The following is a 26532-nucleotide window of genomic DNA, read 5'->3' on the forward strand; positions in this document are numbered from 1 at the left end:
CTTAATCAAGTGTGTCACTTCCTTCTTTTACTATAATTCTAATAGACATCCCTTCATTAACTCGTGTATTGATGTAAAAGTGTCCATCAAAGGCCTTTACTCGCTCTTGCATGCCTCTAATCCCCATTGAAGTTGCAACAATAATATCATCAACATTACAGCCGACACCATCATCCTTATAGAGGATCTCAAATCCATCGTCCATTTCCTTGAGATAAACCTCAACTGTTGTTGCATAAGAATGTTTCAAAGCATTGTTAAGTAATTCTTGAAACAATCGATAAATCATTAAATTCAAGCGCTCGTCCTCTAAATAAAGACGATCAATTGTATAAATTAACACAAAACTAGCTCTTTCGGTCACTTTCCGAATTAGCTTTTCTAATGCAGCGTTTAGCCCTAATGTGTCCAATAATGGGGGCTTCAGATTTTCACAATAGGCTCTTAAATCGTGTAAAGATGCAACCATTTGCTTATGAATATTCTCCAGTTTTTGTTGAATATCTGCAGTGTCTTTTGCATTCACTAGGACATCAACTTCTCGAGCAATATGAAGTTGCTCTTGTAAGTTAGTGTCATGTAATTCTTGAGCTAATTGATATTTCTCCTCTTCAAACCTTAACCATAGTAGCTTATTTAACCAAGGTAATTGACTATCATCCGCTTGCTTCATATGCTTTAGTTCCTCTAACAGTTCTTCCACCATCTTTGTATTTTCAATAAAATTATTTACATATAACAGGAGCAATTCCAGCCATAAAAGCTCTTCATCTTTTAAGTGGATTGAATTGTTATGTCCCAATACTAAGGCTCTTTTGTAATGAGAATCTTGATGGAGGAAAGCTAGATAGACCTTGTCAATTTTCCGTATTTCTCCTAATTTTATATCTTCCATTAACTCAGGATTAATCGGAACCTTTCCCTCAACCATTGAAGTAAATTGATTTGTGCCATAGTCATAGGTTAATACAAATACATGCTCAAGCTCAAGGTGCAGTGAAACCTCCTGAGCAAACTTCTCTAGTAACTCGTTCATTTTAATTGTTTTACCAATCCTATCGACAGCAGTATATAGCTGATGTATATAATCCCCTTTTGTTGAAAATAGGATTTTCCGTTTGCGATAATCGACCTTTTCTTTTATGTAAAAAAGTATAACTAACGATGAAAATGTAAAGAAGGACACGCCTGACAAGACAGTCTTTGTTAGATAATTTCCTGCAATCCAATACAACCCAACAGTAAACCACACCGTAAATATTAAAGAAAATATTACATAATAGCGCAATCTCGTAATATGATATTCGATATCAAATAGTCGTTCCGCTAATTGTGTAAAGATAAAGCTAAATGGAATTAGTAATAAAAATAATGAACTAATTTCTGCCTTAAGTATATGTGTATGGAATAAAATTTCAGGGAGTGCATATAAAAAAAGAAATGGCAGAAACGGTATCAATATACTACTTAATAATATTTTCAACTGAGGTGAGCTGTATTTGAAATAGCTAAACAATAAAATACTAAGTATAATGATTAGAAGAATTAAGAAAAGAGCTAATACTACATTAGAAAGTGCATTATTATAAGCAGGATAAATAGTGCCCATACAGCCCAGTATTAAAGCCATCATAGGGAATATATAAAAGAATTTGATATGGTTTGTAAACACCCAATTTATCTTTACAAATGAAAAATAATTTCTTAAAAAATGCAATAATAGGACTAAACATAACAGCATACTACTACGATTTACTATAATCCCAACACCATTTAATCTACCAGAGACACCACTACTTACATAAGCTAATGAAACAGTAAGCATGAAAAGAATAAGCAAGTTAGTAAGCAATGTATTTTTTTGTTTAAAATGTAGAAAGACAGTAACGAATAGAGTTAATAAAAAATAACAAGCTGGAATTATTAATATATAGTAAAATTGCTGAGGAATATCTAAATGTTTAATATGTATATCTATTATTTCTCCATCTGGTTTCTTTATTGTTAAAGAATTAGCAGATAATATTACTGATTTATATTTCACCTGTTTTTGATTATCAGTTGGCATATTATCTATAGTTAAAACAACATCACCTGCAGATATATTTTGCCCTTCTGCCCAGCCTTTATAATAAGGTTTGGTTACTACCCACTTGCCATTCTCTTTTTCTACCTCAATATCTAAAAAAGGCGCGCTATAATTTACATAATTCAGATAAAGACCAATTACTAAATAAAGCATTATAGCGGGCCAGAATATCTTACTATTCAATGTTTTTAATTCCAAATATCACTTTCTAAATCAATCTCACCACTAAACGCATCTAAAATTGCTTTTTTTTCTATAAACGACATTCCAATTAATGAGGCTTTTTGGTCCTTTAATAATGTAACTAGTACTGATTTTGGTTCAAGATACTGAATTACTTTAATCATACAAATCACTCCTCATCTCATTAGTTTTAATACGTACTCTTTACCTAAATCGTTTATAGCAACATTTTTCAGATTATGCAACGCCTTGAACTTGTAGACATTTTTTATAGTAATCGTATAACGTATTGCGCCGCCATTTGTCAATTCATTTTTTGTGGCATTATTATCCAAAAATGAAACTATATCATTATTATAATAGTTTACTACTGATTTTGAAACATCATTTTTCTGAGACATAAGATAAATAATAGGCAATGAGTATCTTTTATTTAGTAGATCATTTTTGGGTCCCCAAGTTTTTAAACCTTGAATATCGTTTTTTATTTGCTGGATAACACCTATGCATTTACCATATTCCTCCATTCCAGAAGATACTCTTCCTTTTGCAAGCGCTTCCCCAATTAAGCAACTCATTGCTGTTAATGATCCAGACTTCAGTTCAATCATTTGTAAGTAGGACTGTTCGTCCCGGCAGTTATTAAGTAAATCTAATTGCTGGCCGTTGATACTTCGTAATGCATACTCTTCTAACAGTTGTATAGCCACACTTTTGTGTTCAAAGGATGTCTCCTGTATTGTTCTAGATGCCATAACGAGCATAGTTAAAGCTGCATTTAAAGATAGTTCAGGTGTTTTGCTCCAACTATAGTCCGAATCCTTATCCTGCAAGTCGTCAATAATATCAAAGGACAAAATTAAAAGTTCAATAGCTGTAGCAACTTTATAAATATCTTCATTAAAACTATCTGTATATGCTTCATAATGCCAAAAGCATAGTTTACCAAATGAATAACCTACTAATGTCTTTTCTTCTTTAAAACTTTTAAGCATAGTCTTTAATTCAACACCAAGCAATGCCTCGTTTTCAATAACCATGTCCAACGATTCATTAATCCGTTCATCCAGCTCCCTCAATAGTCCTCTACCCCCTTAATTATATTAATAAATATTATATAGATTAATGGGAAATAATACTATGAATCGCAATGTAAAAGAAATGGTAGTACATAGATACCGCCAAATAATGGCGGTATTCAAGAAGTTCACGCCAATTTCTGCAAACAAATAGTAAAAAAAGTGGCGGTATTGAATTACTACCGCCACTTTTTGGCGTAAACTCCCCGTTGAAATGGCGTCCTTATTGATGTTACGCTTAAACTAGGTTAAAGATACATAGGCTAGTAATGAAAACTACTGAGAAACATATAAGGAAATTCTCCAATATTGGGAGTGGTTGATATGAAAAATGGAAAAAACGAAACTGTTTTAATAATTGCCGCTACTTTTTCATGCACTATATCTGTCTCGGCAGAAGAAATTACAATTAAAAAGCCGACGAGTGAACAACAATATGTTGAGCAAATTATTATTCAAACGGAATTACAAGCTTATAAAGAAACATTAACTGAGTATAAAAATAAATCTACATTTTCAAATTTTATTAGTGATATTCCTGGATTTGATAATTCGTTTCAGCAAAAGCTAGACAATACTATTGATCAATACGGGATTAGAAGAGTAGCTGAAGACAGTCTTTCAATTATGCCCTTAGTAACACCATTTACCTCTGGATTAAATATAAGTAAACCTAGCATCTATACAGCAGCACAGTTTAGTATTATCAATGCAAGAGGGGTATTAAATAGGGACACCACTAATCACAATTGTTCTAGTACTTCCTCCATAGGTAATACCGTTAAAATAGGGGGAAACGTTGACTTACCTTTTTACTACAAAGACTCGAAGGCAGAAATTGCTATTCCTTCTGCAGATATTGGTGAAAATAATATTTATTGTGAACAAACACGATCTAGTTCGAAATTTACTGGCGTTTCAATAAGTGAAAGCGGTATCTCATTTAATATTGCCTCAGCATTTAACACATGGAATAAGGCATCCATTAAACATTAACATATCGGAATTAACTGTTTAGCATGACCACTTATGAAATCCCCTTAAACTACTCATACATTGGGGTAAGGCACAAAAAACTAAACTGTTTTTTTGTACTTGCCCCCCTACTAAAATACCCGCAAGAATAGAAACACGTCTGCCGCATAGAACAAATACCAAATACCTATTGAATAAAGATCATTTTTAACAGGACAATCGGATCAATACTTAGTCGCCCAACTTTACGTACACGAGTTGATTGGAGCGCAGGCGGCGACTTCTGCGGAAATGGCATGAGGAGACTGAAGCCATGCACGCGAAAAGCGTCCACCGTAGCGCAAATCAACGGGTTCATAAAGATACTTCTATTTTAAAAGAAAAAAGACTGTGACAAACTCAATTTTTGAGTTTGTCACAGTCTAAAGAGGTGCCTCAAAAGATTTGAGACACCTCTAGTTTATTAAGCTTTTACATAATATACTTCTTGTCCGCTTTCAATGATGTATTCGGGCTTTGGCTTACCGGCATTTGCTTTATGACCCGCAACATGCTCAGGGCTCTTCTCCCAATTTTTCCATGCTTCTTCTGATTCCCATCGAACCACAATAAGCACTTCCTCATCACCACGACGTACTTTCTTAACTAATACTTGCTTATCAATAAACCCTGGTTGTTGTTCTAGCAATGATGGACCATCTTTTTTAGTACCAAAACGCTCAACAACTTTGTCCGAATTCCCTTCCGTAACGACCATACGTTTAATTTGTACAAACATATTAGTTAAAAGCCTTTAAAACATCGTCAGCTTTTGCAGTTTCAGAAGTGATACCGCCACCTGATAGGTACCAGTATTGTGGATCTAGATAGAAAATTTTACCATTTTTCGCTGCATTAGTAGCCCCAACGATTTCATTTTCAATTGCCGCTTTCGTGCCAGATTCGCCTTCAGGATTTACTGCAGCATCACGGTCAACTACGAATAATACATCTGGGTTTGTATCGCGCACATATTCGAATGATGCGTTTGCACCATGTGTAGATACTTCAATTTTCTCATCAGCAGGTTTTACACCAAATACATCGTGAATCACACCGAAACGTGAACCAGGACCATATGCAGATAATGAACCTTCAGAACCTAAAACGATTAATGCTTTTTCTTCAGCAGTTGCAGTTTTAGCTTTGATTTCTTCTACTTTCGCTTCATATGCAGCAAATGCATCTGCAGCTTCTTGTTCTTTACCAAAGATTTTACCAGCTAATTCAGTATTTGTTTTGAAAGAGTTTACGAAATCAGCGTTCTCCACACCAATGTATACAGTTGGAGCGATTTTAGATAATTCTTCGTAAGCAGATGCTTGACGACCAGAGATGAAAATAATATCTGGATTCATAGAAGATAATGCTTCAAAATCAGGCTCTTTTAAAGAACCAACATTTACATATGTTGTGTCTGTGTATTTACTTAAATATTCAGGAACTGATTTTTGTGCAACACCTGCAACTTCAACACCTAAAGCGTCTAAAGTATCAAGGAAACCATAGTCAAAAACAACAACGTTCTCTGGTTTTTTTTCTAAAGTAACGTCAGCAAAAGTGCTTTCATCAACTGTGCTACCTGGGATTGTAAGTGGGTACGCAGTTGCTTCGTCCTTTTGTTCCTCTGCAGGCTTGTTATCAGTTGTTGAACCTTTATCTTCTTCTTTTGCTTCATCTTTTGAACCACACGCAGCTAATACTAATAGCATCATAGCCATTAATACTGTAAGTAATTTCCAATTCTTCATAGTGAAATTGCTCCTTTATTTGTTTTATATTTTTCAGATGACTTTAATCATCTTTGTTCCTAAGAGTTAAAATACACGCAAATACGGCAACCGTTCTGTTCTTGAACAGGGATATCCATATCATAGATTTCCTTAAGCGCATCCGAAGTAATGATGTCATGCGTTGGACCGTCTTTAACAACTCGTCCATCTTTTAATGCTACGATATGGTCAGAGTACACCGATGCAAAGTTAATATCGTGTAATACAATGACAACCGTTTTTCCTAACTCGTCCACCAATTTGCGCAGGATTTTCATGATTTGCACCGAGTGCTTCATGTCCAAGTTGTTCAGTGGCTCATCGAGTAAGATATAGTCTGTGTCTTGTGCAATCACCATTGCGATAAAGGCACGTTGACGCTGACCCCCTGATAATTCATCCAAATAATTATGTTGGAGATCATCCAAATTCATATATTGAAGCGCCTCTTCTACTTTTATCTCATCCTCTGGTTTTAAATTTCCTTTTGAATAGGGGAAACGGCCAAAGGATACAAGCTCACGAATTGTTAGACGTACATTCATATAGTTCGACTGCTTTAAAATCGATACGCGCTTTGCAAAGTCATCTGATTTCCAACGACGTACATCCGATTTATCGAGTAATACTTCTCCAGTGTCTGCATTAAGTAAACGGCTTACCATTGAAAGCAGTGTTGATTTACCAGCACCATTCGGTCCAATAAAGGACGTAATTTTTCCTGTTGCTACTTCGACACTGACATCTTGAATGACCGGTTTTTTTCCAAAATACTTAGAAATTTCTTTAACTTGGATCATCCTGCTGACCTACTTTCCTTTAGTAATAGGTAGATGAAATATACGCCACCTATAAAGTTTATAATAACGCTAAGTGTTGTATCGAAATTAAAAATACGTTCGACCACCCACTGCCCACCGACTAAAGCAACAATACTCATTATACAAGAGCCTGCAATTAATACAGAATGCTTGTATGTCTTGAAAAACTGATATGACAAATTCGCCACGATTAAGCCGAAGAACGTAATTGGCCCAACAAGTGCAGTAGAAACGGCAATTAATACCGAAGATAATATAAGCATGCGCTGTACAAGTTTATCATAGGGTACCCCTAAGTTTATCGCTGTATCTCGACCAAGAGACATAACATCTAATTGACTCATGTGACGCCAGCCAAAAATAAAGGTAATCACAATAACAAGCCCTGCTAGCCATACTAAATCCGAATTGACATTGTTAAAGCTTGCAAACATTTTACTTTGTAAACTCAAAAACTCATTCGGATCAATTAATACTTGGAAGAACGTTGTGACGCTACCTAAAAACGTTCCGACAATCATGCCGACAAGCAGCAAGAAGTAAATTGGACGTTTTCCTTCTTTAAACAATACGCGATAGAAAATTAACGCAAAAACAATCATTGCTGAAACAGCTAGTAAGAAATTATATTGTGCATTAATAACGAACACCGACATCGAGCCAAAGAAGTAGTAAATAATTGTTTGAACCAACATATATAAAGCATCGAGACCCATTACACTTGGCGTTAAAATACGATTATGTGTAATCGTTTGGAAAACAACTGTAGAATAAGCAATTGCTATCCCTGTTAACGTCATTGCCACCACTTTAATTATGCGGCGTGGGAACGCGTAATGATAGTTACCATTTAGTTCATAAAATACATAAAGCAACACAAAGACTATAGCCAGTCCTACTAAAATTAACAGCTTCTTACTATTACGCATACGCTTTCCCCCTAAACAACATAAATAGGAAGATTGCACTTCCGATAACACCAACTGTCATGCTAATCGGAATTTCATATGGGAAAATTAATATCCTGCCTAAAATATCACAGAATAATAGGAATGACATACCTAGCAAGGCTGTATGGGGTAATGTCTTCGCTAAATTATCCCCTTTGAACAGCGAAATAATATTCGGAATGATTAAACCAAGGAATGGAATCACACCTACTGTCAACACCACTGTCGTTGAGATAAGTGCTACTAACACTAAACCTAAATTCAAAACGAACTTATAGGAAAGACCAAGGTTTTTAGCAAAATCCTCGCCCATCCCTGCTACAGTGAAGCGGTTTGCATAAATGTAAGCTAAAATCAGCACAGGTACACTTATGTATAAAAGCTCATAACGGCCTTTCATCATTAATGAAAAATCTCCTTGTAACCATGCAGAAATGTTTTGGATAATATCCGCCTTATACGCAAAGAATGTCGTAATAGATGAAAGAATATTTCCGAACATTAAGCCAATAAGCGGTATAAATATCGCATCTTTAAACTTGATTCGATTTAATATTTGCATAAACAATAACGTGCCGGCTAAAGCAAATATGAAAGCGAAAGAAATTTTTTGGAAGTACGTGACATTCGTGAAAAACATCATCGAAATTAGTATACCTAACTTCGTTGCATCTAACGTTCCTGCTGTAGTTGGCGACACGAACTTATTCCTACTTAAGCTTTGCATAATTAAACCAGCAATACTCATACCTGCACCTGCAAGCAAAATTGCAACAAGTCTTGGTATACGACTAATTAAAAATAGTCTCGTTTCTTCTGATTGGAAGTCTAATAAGTCACTCGGCTTAATATTCACTACACCGATAAACAGCGACACAATAGACAACACAATAGTTGCTGTTAAAAGATATCTAATTTTCATTGTAATCCCCGGTAGATTCATTTTTATTCGCAAACCATTTTCTAGTGAAAATGATTATCACTACTCACGATTCTCATTATAAGCGTGTTTGGAATATCAGTCAACCTTCAAATGAGAATTATTCTCGCTTTATTTAATATTCTCTAATAAACTAGTATAAATGATGATATATCGACATTTTTGACTTTTCCAAAGACAAAAATAATTCAATAATTCATCTATTTTTCATCCAAATAAAAAAGGTAATTGAGAATAAAGCAGTATGCTTTTCTCAATCACCTTTTTATTCAAGCAAATCGACGAATTCCTCTTAACCATGCAAGTACAATAGACACGACTAAAATAAAACCTAGATAACCCATCACAGCATATAATTTCGATACGAGTGTGGTGAAACCTGCAAGGCTTGCTAAAAAGCCTAAAGCACCTATGAAGATGACGGCAACCTTAAAGCTAGGCTTTGTTGGCTTAAAGAAACGTACCATGAACGAGTAGAACATCCCAACCGCCGTATTATAGATCATGCCCAGTAACGATAATGACATTAATAGACCAATTATCGGATGTATTTCATTCGCTAAGGCGAGCATCGGGATATCTACTCCACCTATGATATTCATCTTTGCAAGTAATGAGAGATTTATGAGTAAGATTAATGCACCTAACAGCATTCCTCCGATAATGCCTCCCATTCCTGCAACTCGCTCATTTCGTATAGATCCACACATCACGGTAAGAAGTGAGAAACATACGCCAATGTTGAAAGACATATACAGTAAAGCTGTGACCCACCAGCTTTTAGATTCTACTCGTAATTGTTGTTCAGCAATCACAACTTGTTCTGCAAAGGATAATTCCATCGTTGCTAATGAATACACAGCTATCACTGTTACAACGGCTAACAAATAGGGTGTGGCAATAGCAATAATGTTAATGATACTTTTAACATTCATCATCACTGTGACAATGGTTAAGGCAATCATAAAAATACTCCCCATCCACACTGGCAGACCAAACATTTGTTCAAATGTAGCACCCGCTCCAGCAAACATAATAACAGCCACACCAAATAAGAAGAGTGACAGTAAATAATCCATCACAAAACCAACCGTATTACCTGAAATTAGATAAATCAAATCCTTATGTGATGTTGTCCGCAATCTTGAGCTAATTTGCGCAATACACATTCCTACAAAGGCAAATCCTAATGTGGCAATAAGTGCTCCGAAAATCCCCTTATAGCCATAACTCGTAAAGTACTGCACGATTTCCTGCCCTGATGCAAACCCCGCACCGACGATAATTCCTACATAGGCACCACCGATTTGCAAACTTTTTTTCAATCAATTCTCTCCCCGTTTATTTATCCCGTGCCAGCTGGTACTACGACTCCCACCAATGAAAGTTCCTATTTATAAATTTTCTTACTGATTGTCAACTTTTCAATGACGTCCATATTAGGCATATATCCAATACCTATACACTGTGGTACACGAATATAGCCATTTTCTACAACCACTTCAGGTGTAATAATATCCTCGTCCCAATAATGGCTTGAACCTGCTGTATCTCCAGGTAATACAAAATTAGCGAGTGACGTTAAGGCAATATTATGCGCTCGTCCGATTCCAGCCTCTAACATACCGCCACACCATACAGGAATACCTTTTTCTTGACACAAGTCATGAATTCTCTTGGCTTCAGTTAAGCCACCTACCCGTCCAATTTTAATATTTATGACACCACAGCTTCCAAGTTCAATTGCCTTCCGAACATCCTCCAAAGACGTAATACTTTCATCTAGACAAATGGGTGTTGTCAACTGCTTTTGTAACGTAGCATGATCTATGATATCGTCAGCTGCAAGTGGCTGCTCAATCATTAATAAATTGTAGGCATCCAGTTGCCGTAACACGTCAATGTCATTTAAGGTATAGGCAGAATTGGCGTCAGCCATTAATGGTAAGTCTGGAAATTCAGTACGAATAGCACGAATCACTTCAACATCATAGCCTGGTTTGATTTTCACTTTTACACGTTTATAACCCATTTCTACATAGACTTTTAACAAATCGATTAATTTTTGGGTAGAGGATTGAATGCCAACACTTATGCCTACCTCAATCATTTCCTTACGACCACCTAATGCGTGAGCAAGTGACTGCTTCGTTTGTTGTGCATATATATCCCAAACCGCTCCTTCAATCGAGGCCTTTGCCATACAATTACGCCGAATAGGGGCGAACATCGCACTGATCTCATCTGGATGCACAATATCTTTATGTAGCAAGGTTGGCATTAAAAAGTCCTCTAGCATATGCCATGTCGTCTTTAATGTCTCCTCTGTATACCACGGCGCCACAAAGGCTACCGCTTCTCCCCAGCCTATCGTGCCTGATAGATCCTTCACTTCTAAAAGCAATAATTCTTTGTCATGAATCGTGCCAAAACTTGTTTTAAATGGGGACTTCATGGCTATTTTCAAATGTCTAATTGTAACTTCTTCTATTCTCACAAAAATTCACTCCTTATCCTTAATTATAAAGCTAATAAAGAGCGTCTGACTAATAGATAGAAGTTCACATATTCCTTGTGTTTCTTCACTCGAACGATGGCATACTCCTGTTCAAATAAGGTCGTTAAAATTGTACGAACCTTATAACGCCAGTCTTCCGCAAGCTTCGGACTCTCTACTTTCATTTTTTGCAAATATTGTGGTATTGCTAATAAGTAAGCCTCCCTAATAAATACTTGATCACGCTGAAATTCACCATCTTTATCAAGTACTGGCAAACCATCCACCGTCATTGACCACGAAACAATTTCTTCTGCACTTTCTGCAAATTCGTCTAAGCAATCGTCTACATGTTTGCGTTCAATCCACCACTCAACAGCAAGCCGGTCTGAAGGTAGTCCATCATTAAAATCATCTTGTAACGGACCGTAATAATCCGTCTTATATTGATAGCTAACAGCATTTAATTTCAAAAATGATAAATTAGCCATACGTGTTTCTAATGGGTCAAATACCCAACGGACAAGTTGAAACCCATTTTCTTTGGCATATTCTTGTTGAGCATGTTTTAATAATTCCCCTACACCTTGTTCACGATATGTTTTCTCCACGCCAATCATGTGCGAATGAAGATACATTTCCCCCTCTTGATAGCCCACAAAGCAATAATTAAAGCCAATCAGCCGACCTTCTAAATATGCACCAAGTAATAGTCCCCCATTTTGCACAGCAGCAAGCAACTGGTGAGAGGGAATGGCCTGACTTCCCCATATTTCTGCGTTAAGGTGTTGCACCTTAGCAATTTCCACTGGTGTAATCACTTTCTTTATACATACTTTTTCTAACATCATACTGACGCCTCCCCTATATTCTTTGTTTTTAATGCCAGTAATACGGCATTCGTAAGAATTTCAACTCCAGTCACAAGCCTCGCCTGCTTAAATTTCATCTTTGGATGGTGTAGCCCTGGTGTTAAACCACAACCTAAACCTAACATTGTCGTCTTTAAATGTGGTCGTTGAACAGCATAATGGTGAAAATCCTCCCCACCCGGTGTTCGAATTGGCTTTCTTAAATTCGATAAACCTGTCGCTTTTACAATAGCCTGCTCCATAATATATTGGGCGGTTGAATCTACCTCTGCCGCCACAATATTTGCCACTGTACGTAATTCAATCTGAACTTTATGCAAGATTTTTGAAGAATCTACTACACGTTTTACACCTTGAGCGAGTGTATCCATTACATCATTTTGTTGTGCGCGTATATCAATGGTGAAAGATGCTCTACCAGGAATTATATTGCCAGACTCTCCCCCTGCTTGAAACTTCGTCATCTTTATTGACACAGGAATCATAGGGTCAGTATGAATCGTACGTAAATCCTCTATAATTGTTGCCCCTACTTCAATTGCATTGACACCTAGATGGGGTCTTGCCGCATGGGCATCCTCGCCAATTATTTCTCCTTCAAGCAATCTTGAAGCGCCATGGTACAATGCCGCACAATAGGCACCATCCTCTAGTTCATGCACAGGTCTCAAATGAACGCCAAATAAATAGTCTAAATCATCAATTATTCCTTCTTGTAGAATAGCTAATGCACCTGTGCCCTTTTCTTCTGCGGGTTGGAAAATTACACGAATCGTACCATTGAATGTTTGTGGTTGTTCTTTCAACAGTAACAGAGCACCAATGGCCATCGTCATATGTCCATCATGTCCACAGGAGTGATTGGCGCGCAACTCACCATCTACCTCCTGCCACAGTGCATCAATATCGGTACGCAAACCAACTTTCGGTTTTCCTCGACCTACGTCCACATAAAGTCCTGTACAATTTTCAAAGCGCTTTGGTGAATATCCTTCACGCGTTAATAGCTCAAAAATATAATTAGTTGTTTCTACCTCATACCAGCTTTTCTCTGGATGCGCGTGTAAGTACGTGAAAATCTCCATTAATCTAGGCCTCAAGCGATCCAACGCTTCTTTCATACCAAACCACCCCTTTAATTTTCATACTATTAAGACTATTATAACGAAAAAAGTTGCTTTTCTACACAGAAACTTATTGCCTTATTTAGCATTTCAACCTCAAGAAAGACAAAAAAGATGCCAAGAGCAGTCCATCACTAGACTACCCCGACATCCTTATACTAATTAATACCACGCATTGCTTTAGAAATAATTGGTGACAGCAATAATATGATCACACCAATAATAATCGACAAGAAACCTAAAAAGCCAAAGTAGGTGAATTCACTTACAACTTCATATACTTTTACAAGCTGGGCATTGATTGCTTGCGCTGCGGCACTTGTTAAGAACCAAAGTGACATTGTCTGCGCTGCAAAAGCCTGTGGTGCTAACTTCGTTGTAGCTGAAAGACCTACTGGCGATAGCAATAATTCGCCTATTACGACTAAGAAAAATGACAACACTAACCACCAAGGACTCACCAATGCTTGTCCATCTGAAAAGTGCGCTGGAATCATCATAACTAAAAACGACAAACCTGCAAAGAATAATGAATACGAGAACTTACGTGGTGTCGACGGTTGCTTATCGCCCCATTTTAGCCATAGCATTGCAAATAACGGCGCCATGGTAATAACGAATAACGGGTTTAACGATTGGAACCAAGACGATTGAAGTTGGAAACCACCAATGTTTAAACGTGTACGTTCATCTGCATACGTTGCTAAAATAGTTGCGCCTTGTTCTTGTATGGCCCAGAACATTACAGCAGATAAAAACAGTGGAATATAAGCAAGCAGACGAGATTTTTCGTCCTTTGTTGTTTTCTCACTGCGATACATATAGATAAAGAACACCGTTGGAATGATAATACCTAATGCAGTAATGATTAAACTAAAGACATTCATCGTTAGTATGCCCGTTTTTATGCCAATCGCACCTGCAATTATTATAAGTAAGGCAATAATGCCGAATTGCGTGAATACTTTTTTACGTTCTTCAGGCTTTAACGGATTATTTACTTGTAAGCCCGCTAAACCTAAATACTTTTTCTCAGTTGCTTTATAAACAATTAAACCAATTAGCATCCCAATGCCTGCTAAACCGAACCCTAAATGGAAACTATACTTTTGTCCAATTGTTCCGACAATAAACGGCGCAATAAATGCACCCATATTAATACCCATATAGAAAATTGAAAATCCTGCGTCGCGACGACTATCTGTCTGAGCATAAATATCTCCAACAATACTTGAGACATTTGGTTTTAATAACCCAGTACCAATAACAATAAAGGCCATTGAGACAAACAACATGCTTACGCCTCCAGGCAGCGCTAACAGTAAGTGACCAATCATAATTAACACGCCACCATAAAATATAGTTCTACGTGTACCTAAAAGTCGGTCGGCAATCCAACCACCGATTATACCTGACATATAGACAAGTGATCCATAAATGGCCATAATTGAGTTTGCTGTACCACGATCTAAGCCTAAACCGCCTTCATGCAACTCATAATACATAAAGAATATTAGAATCGCTCGCATACCGTAGTATGAAAAACGTTCCCAAAATTCAGTGAAAAACAAAGTGAAGAGCCCTTTAGGATGTCCGACAAAGCCTTTTTGAGGGACGGATTTTACAATTTCATCTTTAGTAGACATAACAATATCCTCTCCCATTTTCATTATTCCTTAAAAATATTATTGCCCATTAATAAGGATAAAAAACTATATTTCATCATACTAAAGCGTTTTCATGACTTTATCAACAGTTTTTAAAAATGTTGAAAATTTATCATTTTTCTTTAAATTCTGATTGATTCCAATTATTTTCGCCAAACTCATTGATATATCTAAGTTTTCTTACACTTTCACCAGCCTCCCTTTGGCTTCTTGCTTTAAATTATTTTAAAATAATTTCAAATCTGAATTTTCCATTTTTTACGCATAAAAAAATCAACGACGAATAATCGCCGTTGACTCCATTACTGCTATTTAATGACATATTGCTGAAACTTTGCATAATCTACCTCTTTTGCTTCAAGCGTCAGTAATGTGCCCTCTTCTTCGTATGCCGTTTCATGAATGGATGCATTTTCGTTAAGATAAGACACCACATTTCCTTGCTCATAAGGAATGAGCATTTTACATGATATATAATCACAGAAAATATGCTGACGTATCGTTTGTATTAAATCGTCTAAGCCAACACCCTGCTTTGCAGAAATCCAAATATTGTCACCACTGATTACAGGATGAGGAACATTTGCTAAATCCGCTTTATTATAAACATAAATAGTTGGGATTCCTTCAACACCCACTGCTTTTAACGTTTCATTTGTAACATCCATCATAAAACCATGTTCTTCATTTGAAACATCCACAACATGGAGCAGTAGATCTGCATCACGGGCCTCTTCTAATGTCGAGCGGAATGCCTTCACTAAATGATGAGGCAATTTACTAACAAAGCCGACTGTATCGGTTAATAAAAACGATTTGTTATCAGCTAACTCAATCTGACGGACAGACGTCTCAAGTGTAGCAAATAGCATATCTTTCTCAAATACTTGTTTATGGTCTTCTTGTCCAATTTTCGTAAGAAGCTGATTCATGATAGTTGATTTCCCTGCATTCGTATAGCCGACAAGGGATACGACGGGTATATCATTTTTACGTCTCTGCTTACGCTGTGTCTCCCGTTGTTCCTTCACTTGCTCTAAATCTTTTTTAATTTTCGAGATTTGGTCCTCAATTTTACGGCGATCTAACTCAAGTTTTGTTTCACCAGCTCCACGGTTTTTAAAGCCACCACCTGTACCTCCACCTTGACGGCTAAGTGAAGCATGTAATCCGACTAAACGTGGCAACATATATTGAAGCTGTGCCAATTCTACCTGCATTTGTGCCTCACGAGTTTTAGCACGACGACCGAAAATATCTAAAATCAACATCGTCCGATCAATAACCTTTGTTGCTAAATCACGTTCTAGATTGCGGATTTGCGAAGGGGACAATTCATCATTAAAAATGACAAGATTGGCTTGTGCCTCATCATAGAAATTTTTAATCTCTTCTATTTTCCCAGTTCCCACATAATGTGAAGGCGTGACACGCTCTAAGTTTTGTGTCACAGTGCCGATGACTTCTACATTTAAAGCTTCTGCTAAATTCGTTAGCTCTTCCATGGAATAAGCAAAATGCGCATCGTTACGTAAATTCACGCCAACTAAAATTGCCTTTTCCTGTAATACATCTACTTCCTTAATTCTATCCATTCACAAACCTCCCACCAACGCATTGGTAACGCTACGACAAATTTTCTCCATCTTACCATATAATGCCCCCAATCTATGTCTTTTAGAAGATATAGAATACGAACGGATTAAAGTGATGAAACACCCCGTCCAGACACATCTGAAAAAATGCGCCCTCTAAGCTTAGGGCGCATGTAGTTGATTTATCTTTCTTCTTTTAATAATTCTTCCGTACGATTAAATTCATTCTCAATATCTTTATTTGGTCTATATGTCAAAATACTGACAATAACGGCAACGATTAAGCACACTAAGAATCCTGGAACAATTTCGTATAATGCATCAGCTAATACATCGATTTTTCCCCAGATAAACGCTGTAGCCGCACCTGCCACCATACCACTTAGGGCTCCGTAATTCGTTAGCTTTTTCCAATATAATGACAGTAATATCACTGGACCAAACGCCGCACCGAAGCCAGCCCAAGCGAAGCCTACTAAACTTAAAATAGAACTGTCGGGGTTCCATGCTAAAACGGCTGAAATAATTGCAACAACTAACACAGCCGCACGACCCACAAAGACATAATGCTTATCATCGGCCGTCTTATTAAATAATGCTTTATAAATGTCTTCCACAAGTGCCGAAGAAGTAACAATTAACTGTGATGAAATGGTACTCATAACAGCAGCTAAGATGGCAGCTAACATAATACCAGCAATAAATGGATGGAATAAAGTTTGACCGAGCACAATGAAGACAGTCTCAGCATCCTTTAACTCTCCAGCATTTTGTTCAAAATAAGCAACACCTACCAACGCTGTGCCAATCGCACCAAAAAGGCTTAACATCATCCAACCAATACCAATACGACGAGCTTGCTTTGTCTCTTTCACTGAGCTAATCGCCATAAAACGAACAATAATATGCGGTTGTCCAAAATAACCTAATCCCCATGCCAATGAGGAAATAATAGCTGCGGCTGTTGCCGTTGTCGGTAATAAGTTCAAATGTTCTGGGTTAACCGCCTTAATAGATGCAATTGTATCTCCTAATCCACCTGTTAAATACAACCCAACTAACGGAACTGTAACAAGTGCTAAAAACATTATGAGACCTTGTAAAAAGTCAGTATAACTAACCGCTAAAAATCCTCCAAATAATGTATAGGCAACTACAACACCAGATACAATTAATAAACCAGTATGGTAGTCATAGCCAAATGAACTATCAAAGAACTTGCCTCCTGCTACCATTCCTGAAGATACATAAAATGTAAAAAATATTAGAATGATAATACCTGAAGCAATTCTTATGAGCTTTGTACTGTCACGTAAACGATTATCCAAATAACTCGGAATGGTAATTGAATCATTGGTAACTTGTGTATAAACACGTAACCTCGGTGCGACAAATAACCAGTTCAAATAGGCACCGACTGTTAATCCAATGGCTATCCAAGCTTCAACAAGTCCTGATAAAAAAATAGCACCCGGTAAGCCCATTAAAAGCCAGCCAGACATATCCGCTGCACCCGCACTAAGCGCTGTTACTGCTGGACCTAGCGAACGACCGCCAAGCATATAATCCGTCAGATTTGACGTTTTAACAAAAGCGTACCATCCGATTGCAAGCATAGCGACCATATAAATAGTAATCGCAAGTAATTGATACATGTTATCTGACATATTTTCTCCCCCTATTCGTCTTTAGTATCACCAAATTAAAAAGAATTACTATACTAAAGATACCACGAATATACAATTTCACCCATAAACATTCAGAAAAATCATGAAATTATTTTTGAATTTCAAAGTAGCAATGTACTTTATAAATTGTGTTACACTAATGCCATCTATCACACAATAAAGAAGGAGAAAACATGACATTTGAAGAAATGAAAGCTCAACTTCTAGAGCAAATTTTACAACAGCAACTTGTAGCGGCAACAATTAGCCAGCCACGCATGAAATCGAATGAAGTAAAACGTATTAAACTAAAACCTTTAAAGTTAAAAGATGCTTACCATATACAGATTGAATACCAATATGAACGCATCTTGAAACATGAAAACGTCCATTTGACGGATTTCTCCACAAAGCTTGAAGCTTTTTTCGAAGATTTTCGCCAAGCACATGTAGACTTTATTGGCGAAAAAGTACAAGTACAACTTTCGAAAAAAAACAAAGTATTATGGAAATCCGATAATTTAGCGGTACCAAAACAAGTTAACCTTTCCCATAATCGTAAGAAAAACTATTTACTAGATGATGCGACACCTTACCCCTTTCTAATTCGACTTGGTGTACAAACAGAAGAAGGTAAGGTAAAAAAACAAAAGTACGATAAGTTTAAGCAAATTAACCGTTTCATTGAATTTATCGATGATGCTCTAGCTTATTTACCTAAGGATCGCCCAGTCCGTATTTTAGATTTTGGTTCAGGAAAATCCTATTTAACCTTTGCTTTATACCATTATTTAAAAATTGAAAAGGGCTTGGACATTCGCGTCACTGGCTTGGATTTAAAAAAGGAAGTGATCGAGGAGTGCTCCCGTATCGCGCAGGACTTAGGCTATGAACAGCTTGAATTTTTAGTCGGGGATATTAATGACTATAATGATGAGTCCACAGTGGACATGGTGGTTACATTACATGCCTGCGATGTAGCAACAGATATGGCTTTATCGCGCGCTGTCAAATGGGGAGCAAGCGTTATTTTAAGTGTACCTTGTTGCCAACATGAGTTAAACCAGCAACTTCATACTCCGGCGCTCGACATTATGTTACAGCACGGGCTTGTACGTGAACGATTTGCTGCTTTAGCAACCGATTCAATTCGCGCAGAAATACTATCACTCGTAGGCTATGAAGCTCAATTGCTGGAGTTTATAGACATGGAAAACACTCCAAAAAATATTCTCATACGAGCGTATCGTACTGGCAAAAAGCCAAGTCTCGAACAACGTGCCGAATATGATGCCTTTGTAACATTGTTGAATGCAAAACCATTTTTAGCAAATGAACTAAAATCATACTTATAATTATGAAAACCCGTGACAAGAAATGTCTTTACTCATTGTGGCACAGTTCAAATTGGCAAAGTCGAGTTTGCCTACAGTCTTTGTTTTTTTAAGGAAGTAATAATAATCAGGCCCGGAAAAAGCCACTACCTTTCCGTGGACGAACCATCTAGCGTCCCCTTTGAATGCTCTGTGCGGGTTCTAGCTGGTTCTTTCTTCCGCAGGAGGCTCGCAGCTTGTTCCTCTCTAAACTGATACAATAAATTTCAAAGAAGCTCGCTCCGATGCACAAACTGCTGTAACAGTTATCATAAGAGACACAGGCTGTACAGGGCAACACTAGTTTAGAACAAAAGAGCACAGAAAAAGGTTTCGGGAATGCCTAGCATTCCCGAAACCTTTTGTCTTCAATCTGACCTTAGACAAGATATATGTCACTAATAGAAAAATACTTTTATTACTCATAAGGTTTCTATCAAAAATTTACGCGATATTCCTGTCCATCAGCTTAGTCTTTATATTGATGGGCTGTGAATTATAACTCTTGTCGTAATGCTTGAATGACATCTATTTTCGTTGCCTTACGGGCTGGTCGGTAGCCGGAAATCATCGCTACTCCAATACTTATAGCCGATGCAATAATGACAAGTTGCCACGGAATGAGCGAAAACGTAATGTCATTCGTACTAAAAGCATCTTCTCCAGTTGCTGCTTTTAGAATTAATGGTAATACCACATTAGCTGCAAAACTAATGACATATGAAATCACTACAGCTATCAGTGTTCCCAAAAGCCCGATAAACGTGCTCTCCATTAAGAACAAACGTTGAATAAGCTTTGGACTAGCCCCAATTGCCTTTAATACACCAATTTCACGTGTACGCTCTGTAACAGCCATCGTCATCGTATTAAAAATCCCAATTGAAGCAATTAATACTGCGATTGTCCCAACAAATATTAATCCAATCTTCAATACAAGGAAAAATACATCCAATTGCTCTAATTGTTCTGTTACAGAGAAAACACTATAGCCTTTTTCTTTCAACTTCTCTAAAATCGGTTTTACATTTTCCATACTGTCTGCAAAGATGTTAAATTCCGAATAGAACATTTCATCGGCTTGTAGATTTCCTGTTGTTGACATGTTTGTTGCTAATACCGCTTGCTGTTGTGTATCCATATAAACAGCGTTGTCAATCATCCAATCATAAGAGGGTTTTTTAGTCACACCGACAATTGTATATTTCTTTTTTTCAGTCTCAGTCGCTTCGGAAGTATTCGGCAATAAAGACATTTCAATTTCTTTACCAATTAAGGAGTCTTTATAACCTTCCTCATGGCCATCATAATATGTTCCCTCTGCTTCAGCTTTTTTATTTTTATCTTGAATCACATCACGTTCGGCATCATTTAATAATGTTTGACCAAAGTGGTACCCTACAATGATTTCATTTGCCTTTGTCGGATATTTCCCTTCCGATAGTTTCCCCGTCACTCTCTCGAAATCCTTCATATTTGTTACAAATAAATTACCGTTTGTATCACGATTCTCAAAAAATGAGTGCGCGCTTGCATTGACCGTAACGGTTTCTAGAACAGTTTCTACATGCTCAATTGCTTTAATTTCATCTATTTGTTCATCTGTAAATTGCCCGTCACCATGTACTTGGATTTTCGTAACCTTTTCATCTGAAAGTATTTCATTGCGAATGGAATCTTGTAAGCCAAAACCTATGGATGCTAGTACAATCAAAAATGCACAACCCATTGTTGCCGCTAATACTGTCATAAAAACTCGTAATTTATTTTTCTTAATATGCTGTGTGACAAAGTCTAGTTGGTCTTTAAATAACATGTTACGCCTCCTCCTTTACAAGTTCGCCATCATACATACGAAAACGACGATGTGCAATCGACGCTACTTCTTCATCGTGCGTAATGATGACAAACGTTAAGCCCAATTCCCGATTCAAGCTTTGAATCAGTAGTAAAATATCCTGCTCTGTTTCAGAGTCTAGACTTCCTGTTGGCTCATCCGCTAGTAAAATAGGTGGATTCGTAATCAAGGCCCTTGCAATACTAACACGCTGTTGCTGACCACCTGATAATTCATTCGGATAATGGTCTGCTACCTCTGCTAGTCCGACCTTGTTCATTAATTTTTTTACTTTCTCTTTTCGTACTGCCTTGCTAGTACTTTGTAATTTCAAAGGTAACTCAATATTTTCAAAAGCTGTTAAGCCCGGCATTAGTTGAAAGTTTTGAAAGATAAATCCGAACTGTTGCAAGCGAAAAGCAGCGCTCTCCGTTTCCGTAAGCGTCGCAGTTTCCTGTCCGTTTACATTAATGGAGCCTTGTTCTGACTTCATAAACCCCGCTAAAATTTGTAGTAAAGTTGATTTACCAGAGCCACTTTTGCCAACAATTGCAACAATCTCGCCCTCCTTGACTTCGAAGTTTACGCCTTTTAATACTGGCACACGCTTTTCCTTGCCCTTTTTTCCTATTAAAAATGTATGTTGTAAATTCTCGACTTGTATCATTATTGTTTAAACGCCCCTTTCTCTTCTTTTTCCATTGTAGAGAAGAATTCTTAATAATAACGAAGGATAAAAGTGAAGATATTCTTAAGAAAACAGGGAACACTAATAATAATCGAACGCCTTTACAATACCTTTACAATTGAATCTGTTATATTTGTAAAAAACTACGATACAACATGTTCTTTCCTGTACTAAACAGTTATTCATTTTTTAAAAAATGTTATTTTATAGCCATTTTTCTGTATCTATAAAAATAGAGACAATACACACCAATAATAATTGTGAATATTTTGCATATTACAGCAATGTAAAGTTTTGTGGAGATTAGATAAATTTTATGTAGATAAACTAAAGATTTTGTTATGATAGTAAAGTTTAAAGGTCGATTATTTTATATACATCCAGGAGGATTCGATTTACATGCTTAACTCAAAAAAACAAGACCCTTTCTTTGTTGCATTGCATAAAATTGCTGAGAACATGAGAGAGGCCGTACATTACGCAAATGATTTCCGGATTAACAGTGTAGCTGACCTGAAAGAGATTAGCATTACAATGAAAAATTACGAAACAGCTGGCGATAAACTGATTCATGAGCTTATCGTTATGCTAAATAAATCGTTTATGACACCAATCGAGCGCGAGGATATTTTAGAATTTGCGATTCGTATGGACGATGTGTTAGATGGTACGGAGCATTGTATCGCTCACTTTGAAATGTTCTCCTTAACAGAAGTAGACGAATCTATGCGTATCTTCTTAGGCTACATTTCTAAAAGTGCTGACGAAATTGTTAAAGCAACTGAAGAGTTAAAGAAAAAGAATCTTATCGGCATGCGCCCACATGCAATTTTAATTAAAGACTATGAGCGCGAATGTGACGAAGTGCAACGTACTTCTATTAAGCAATTGTTTTTAAATGAAAAAGATCCAATCCGAATTATTAAGTTTAAAGATATTTATGAACAATTAGAAGATATCGCTGATTATTGTCAAAACGTTGCCAACACAATGGAAACAATTATCATGCGTAACGCGTAATTAGGAGCTGGGCACTTACAATGGACACAATTATTATACTAACCGTACTAGTCGTCATCTTTGCCCTAACATTTGACTTTATCAATGGTTTCCATGATACAGCAAATGCTATTGCTACTTCGGTTTCTACTAGAGCATTACCACCACGTGTGGCAATTATTATGGCTGCTACAATGAATTTCATCGGTGCTATCACCTTCGTGGGTGTAGCAAAGGCACTTACAAAAGACATTGTAGATCCATTTGCTTTAAATGCCTTTGAAGGAGATACAACGGGTTCTGTCGTAATTTTAGCGGCATTAATCTCGGCTATTATTTGGAATTTACTTACTTGGTATTTTGGTATACCATCAAGCTCTTCCCATACGTTAATCGGTTCAATTGCTGGTGCAGCTATTGCGTCCGCTGGTTTCAATGTACTTAACTATGGTGGTTTTACAAAAATTTTAACGGCGTTAATACTGTCGCCAATCATCGCCATTTGCGCTGGTTTTCTGATGATGACTCTGTTTAAATTACTGTTCAAAAACTTAAATTTGTATCGTACAAATAAAGGCTTTCGTACAATGCAAATTTTCACTGCTGCTATTCAATCGTTTACGCACGGTACAAACGATGCGCAAAAGGCGATGGGTATTATGACAATGGCATTAATCGCAGGCGGCTTGCACACAGGAGACGAAATTCCTTTCTGGGTCCGCGCTGCAGCAGCGACTGCTATGGGTCTTGGTACCTCTATTGGTGGTTATAAAATTATTAAAACTGTTGGCGGTAAGATTATGAAAATTCGTCCTGTTAACGGGGTGGCAGCAGACTTAGCTTCGGCAACAGTTATTTTCGGTGCTACTTTAATTCACTTGCCAGTATCTACAACCCATGTAATTTCTTCATCTATCATGGGTGTTGGTTCAGCACAACGTGTACGTGGTGTAAACTGGGGCATGGCACGTAAGATTGTAACAACTTGGATCATTACAATGCCAATTTCGGCAGTGATGGCATCTATTATTTACTTGTGCTTATCACTTTTCTTTTAATTTTATTGAATATGCGTTTCAACGCCTGCTCAATAAAATTAAAATCTCCAACGGATGTTTTGAAGACTCCTGTTCCTTTATGGGCAGGAGTCTTTGCTTTGTCACACGACAAAATGTGACACATCCTTTACACTAGTTTAAAAAGGGGGAAACATACTCAATATGAAAGCTTACTCAAATTTCATCACTGCACATGCGAAGGCCATCGTTGCTGTATGGCTTGTTCTTTTCATTGCAATGGTAGTGTTTGCAATACAACTTCCAAGTAAACTCCAAGGTGATGGTTTTTTTGTCGAAGCGGATCATTCCTATGTAACAAATGAGCTAGCAAAAACATTTGATTTACCTGCTGATACAGTTTTAGTGCTCTTTGATCCCGCAGAAGATAAAAAAATACAAGAGACATTGCACAAGTTAGAGGATATCGAAGACATTCATTCTATTCAGTCCCCGCTAGAAGATACCTCTTTGCGAAAGAATGGCATTGCCTATGCGATGGTTCATTTTAAGAATGATGTTAAAAACCTTCCTGAGGTCGTCAAAGAGGTTCGTTCCTTAATAGAGGAAGATGGTGTCAGCATAACGGGTGGACCGGTAATTTCAGAGGACATTAATACAGCTAGTCAAAAAGATTTAGCATCAGCTGAAGCCATTGGTCTCCCTATTGCCATTGTCGTGTTGCTACTTGCTTTTGGGACTGTTGTAGCTGCACTATTACCAATTATCATTGGTGTCGTTACAGTTATCTCAGCATTCGGTATTCTAACATTACTAACCGGTAGTGTTAATTTATCCATTTTCGTATTAAATATTGTCCCTATGCTAGGGCTCGCATTAAGCATTGACTTTGCGCTACTCTTTATCAATCGCTATCGCGAAGAACGAGGACACGCAACAATCGCTCAAGCTATTCAAACGTCGATTCAAACTGCTGGTCGTTCCATTATATTTTCTGCGGTTTGTGTAATGATTGGTCTTGGTGCAATGATTGTCATTGATGTAGAAATTTTTCACAATATCGCACTTGGTGGCACAATCGTTGTGTTACTTGCAGTGATTTCCGGCCTCACGTTATTACCAGCCACAATGATGCTTCTAGGGGATCGTTTGAATAAGTGGCGTATACTACGTGTGAAGCCAGGAGGCGCAAATCGCTGGCGTGGCTTTGCAGGCTTCGTGATGAAACGTCCAGTAACGATTGTTATAGCAGCTTTACTTTTACTTGGCATCGGCATGATTCCACTAAAGGATATTCGACTGACGATTCCACAGGTGGATTCTTTACCAACAAAATACGATGCACGTGCGGCATACGATAAGTTAGATGAAACATTTGGGCTAGGCGAAACTTCCACTATGTACTTACTTGCGGAGCGCCCTAGTGGCTGGGAAGATGATGAGGCGAGAAACCTTATTTACGACATTCAAGAAAAGCTACTCGACGATCCGCTCGTAGACAAAGTATCAACTATTTATACGGCTGCTCAAATCAAATCACCAGAGGATTTAGCTGCTTCGTTAAAGATCCCACAAGCGGCACAACAATTAAAACCACTTCTGAATGCTTTTTCAAAGGATACACAAATGTTTATACCGATTACATTAAATGTCGCAGGTTCATCAACTGCTGCTCAAGAATTTGCTAGAACATGGATGAATAAAGATTTAGGCGTCGATTTTGCACTTGGCGGGCATGCGAAATTTAACCAAGAAATTTTTGATGAAATTGCTAGTAAAATCTTTTTAGCTGTATCGATTATTATCGTCTCAACTTTCTTTATTTTAATGCTTGCTTTCCGTTCTATTCTCATTCCAATAAAAGCGATTATTATGAATATCATTGGGTTATCTTCAGCATTCGGGATACTCGTGTATATTTTCCAATACGGTCATTTGGGGTTAGAGGCTGGTTCAATCGTACTTATTATTCCTGTCATCGTGTTCTGTCTTGTATTCGGCTTGAGTATGGATTATGAAGTCTTTTTAATATCACGTATTCAAGAAGAATATCTAAAGGGCTCAGATAATACACGCGCAACAATTGATGGGCTAACATCTACAAGTCGTATCATTACTTCTGCTGCGCTCATTATGATTGTTATTACAGGCGCATTTGCTTTCACGGATGTTATGCCAGTGAAGCAAATCGGGGTTGGTATTGCGCTTGCCGTTGCCATAGATGCAACCATTATTCGCCTTATGCTAGTTCCAAGTCTAATGAAGCTATTTGGAGATTGGAACTGGTGGCTTCCATTTACGAAAAAAAATAAATAATGCCGCATGTGGAACATGAAAAACCGAGAACAT

The 26532-nt window shown here is 37.3% G+C and carries 22 protein-coding genes; 5 read left to right on the forward strand and 17 right to left on the reverse strand.

Annotated features, from left to right (window positions below; genetic code table 11):
• Window position 1: 1 nt before the first annotated feature.
• Genes H131_RS17030 through H131_RS17040 form a run of 3 tightly spaced genes read right to left on the reverse strand, consistent with a single transcriptional unit; the run spans window position 2 to window position 3351 of the window.
• Window positions 2-2242 carry a sensor histidine kinase gene (locus H131_RS17030; RefSeq protein ID WP_036131625.1) on the reverse strand — a complete coding sequence of 747 codons (2241 nt, stop codon included), beginning with the start codon at window positions 2240-2242 and terminating at the stop codon, window positions 2-4.
• Window positions 2243-2277: 35 nt separating this feature from the next.
• On the reverse strand, window positions 2278-2436 hold the full coding sequence (gene comX, locus H131_RS17035; RefSeq protein ID WP_010860370.1) for a competence pheromone ComX: 159 nt from the start codon (window positions 2434-2436) through the stop codon (window positions 2278-2280).
• Window positions 2437-2448: 12 nt separating this feature from the next.
• Entirely contained in the window at window positions 2449-3351 is a 903-nt protein-coding gene (locus H131_RS17040) for a polyprenyl synthetase family protein (protein ID WP_010860371.1), read from the reverse strand.
• 324 nt (window positions 3352-3675) lie between these two features.
• Between H131_RS17040 and H131_RS17045 the strand changes: the two genes are divergently transcribed.
• Window positions 3676-4347, forward strand: a complete 672-nt coding sequence (locus tag H131_RS17045) for a hypothetical protein (protein ID WP_010860372.1) — start codon at window positions 3676-3678, stop codon at window positions 4345-4347.
• Window positions 4348-4789: 442 nt separating this feature from the next.
• Here the strand turns inward: H131_RS17045 and H131_RS17050 are convergent, their stop codons facing one another.
• From H131_RS17050 to putP, 12 genes are all read right to left on the reverse strand, one after another.
• Entirely contained in the window at window positions 4790-5104 is a 315-nt protein-coding gene (locus tag H131_RS17050; RefSeq protein WP_010860373.1) for an antibiotic biosynthesis monooxygenase family protein, read from the reverse strand.
• Between the two features lies 1 nt (window position 5105).
• The gene (locus H131_RS17055; RefSeq protein ID WP_010860374.1) at window positions 5106-6116 is read right to left on the reverse strand and encodes a siderophore ABC transporter substrate-binding protein; all 1011 of its coding nucleotides are present in this window, start codon (window positions 6114-6116) and stop codon (window positions 5106-5108) included.
• Between the two features lie 59 nt (window positions 6117-6175).
• Entirely contained in the window at window positions 6176-6937 is a 762-nt protein-coding gene (locus H131_RS17060; RefSeq protein ID WP_010860375.1) for an iron ABC transporter ATP-binding protein, read from the reverse strand.
• On the reverse strand, window positions 6934-7887 hold the full coding sequence (locus tag H131_RS17065) for an iron chelate uptake ABC transporter family permease subunit (RefSeq protein ID WP_010860376.1): 954 nt from the start codon (window positions 7885-7887) through the stop codon (window positions 6934-6936). The genes H131_RS17060 and H131_RS17065 overlap by 4 nt, the downstream gene beginning before the upstream one ends.
• Window positions 7880-8830, reverse strand: a complete 951-nt coding sequence (locus H131_RS17070; protein WP_010860377.1) for an ABC transporter permease — start codon at window positions 8828-8830, stop codon at window positions 7880-7882. The genes H131_RS17065 and H131_RS17070 overlap by 8 nt, the downstream gene beginning before the upstream one ends.
• 287 nt (window positions 8831-9117) lie before the next feature.
• On the reverse strand, window positions 9118-10173 hold the full coding sequence (locus H131_RS17075) for a YkvI family membrane protein (protein ID WP_010860378.1): 1056 nt from the start codon (window positions 10171-10173) through the stop codon (window positions 9118-9120).
• 65 nt (window positions 10174-10238) lie between these two features.
• The gene (menC, locus tag H131_RS17080) at window positions 10239-11345 is read right to left on the reverse strand and encodes an o-succinylbenzoate synthase (protein ID WP_010860379.1); all 1107 of its coding nucleotides are present in this window, start codon (window positions 11343-11345) and stop codon (window positions 10239-10241) included.
• A gap of 23 nt (window positions 11346-11368) precedes the next feature.
• Entirely contained in the window at window positions 11369-12196 is an 828-nt protein-coding gene (locus tag H131_RS17085; RefSeq protein ID WP_010860380.1) for a GNAT family N-acetyltransferase, read from the reverse strand.
• A complete protein-coding gene (locus H131_RS17090) occupies window positions 12193-13338 on the reverse strand; it encodes a M20 peptidase aminoacylase family protein (RefSeq protein ID WP_010860381.1) in 1146 nt (381 codons plus the stop codon). Before H131_RS17090 ends, H131_RS17085 begins: the two co-directional genes overlap by 4 nt.
• 161 nt (window positions 13339-13499) lie before the next feature.
• Window positions 13500-14987: a peptide MFS transporter gene (locus tag H131_RS17095; protein ID WP_036131633.1), complete on the reverse strand. Its 1488-nt coding sequence runs from the start codon at window positions 14985-14987 to the stop codon at window positions 13500-13502.
• A 329-nt stretch (window positions 14988-15316) separates the two neighbouring features.
• Window positions 15317-16603 (reverse strand): GTPase HflX, encoded by a 1287-nt coding sequence (gene hflX / locus H131_RS17100; protein ID WP_010860383.1) that lies wholly within the window; start codon window positions 16601-16603, stop codon window positions 15317-15319.
• A gap of 182 nt (window positions 16604-16785) precedes the next feature.
• The gene (putP, locus tag H131_RS17105) at window positions 16786-18270 is read right to left on the reverse strand and encodes a sodium/proline symporter PutP (RefSeq protein ID WP_010860384.1); all 1485 of its coding nucleotides are present in this window, start codon (window positions 18268-18270) and stop codon (window positions 16786-16788) included.
• Between the two features lie 194 nt (window positions 18271-18464).
• On the opposite strand from putP, the gene H131_RS17110 reads away from it, so the two are divergent.
• Complete coding sequence (locus H131_RS17110; RefSeq protein ID WP_010860385.1) at window positions 18465-19625, forward strand: class I SAM-dependent methyltransferase; 1161 nt, start codon at window positions 18465-18467, stop codon at window positions 19623-19625.
• A gap of 514 nt (window positions 19626-20139) precedes the next feature.
• On the opposite strand, the gene H131_RS17115 is transcribed toward H131_RS17110, so the two are convergent.
• Together H131_RS17115 and H131_RS17120 are read right to left on the reverse strand one after the other, a co-directional pair.
• Window positions 20140-21459 (reverse strand): ABC transporter permease, encoded by a 1320-nt coding sequence (locus tag H131_RS17115; protein WP_010860386.1) that lies wholly within the window; start codon window positions 21457-21459, stop codon window positions 20140-20142.
• A 1-nt stretch (window position 21460) separates the two neighbouring features.
• Window positions 21461-22147, reverse strand: coding sequence for an ABC transporter ATP-binding protein (locus tag H131_RS17120; RefSeq protein WP_010860387.1), 687 nt, complete (start codon window positions 22145-22147; stop codon window positions 21461-21463).
• A gap of 420 nt (window positions 22148-22567) precedes the next feature.
• Here H131_RS17120 and H131_RS17125 point away from each other — a divergent pair, with 420 nt between their 5' ends.
• The 3 genes from H131_RS17125 to H131_RS17135 all read left to right on the forward strand — a co-directional run bounded on the left by H131_RS17125 (window position 22568) and on the right by H131_RS17135 (window position 26499).
• Complete coding sequence (locus H131_RS17125; protein ID WP_010860388.1) at window positions 22568-23188, forward strand: DUF47 domain-containing protein; 621 nt, start codon at window positions 22568-22570, stop codon at window positions 23186-23188.
• A 20-nt stretch (window positions 23189-23208) separates the two neighbouring features.
• Window positions 23209-24225 (forward strand): inorganic phosphate transporter, encoded by a 1017-nt coding sequence (locus tag H131_RS17130; protein ID WP_010860389.1) that lies wholly within the window; start codon window positions 23209-23211, stop codon window positions 24223-24225.
• Window positions 24226-24387: 162 nt separating this feature from the next.
• Complete coding sequence (locus tag H131_RS17135) at window positions 24388-26499, forward strand: MMPL family transporter (protein WP_010860390.1); 2112 nt, start codon at window positions 24388-24390, stop codon at window positions 26497-26499.
• Window positions 26500-26532: the final 33 nt, after the last annotated feature.

The organism is Lysinibacillus sphaericus OT4b.31, assembly GCF_000392615.1.
Classification (GTDB): domain Bacteria; phylum Bacillota; class Bacilli; order Bacillales_A; family Planococcaceae; genus Lysinibacillus; species Lysinibacillus sphaericus_B.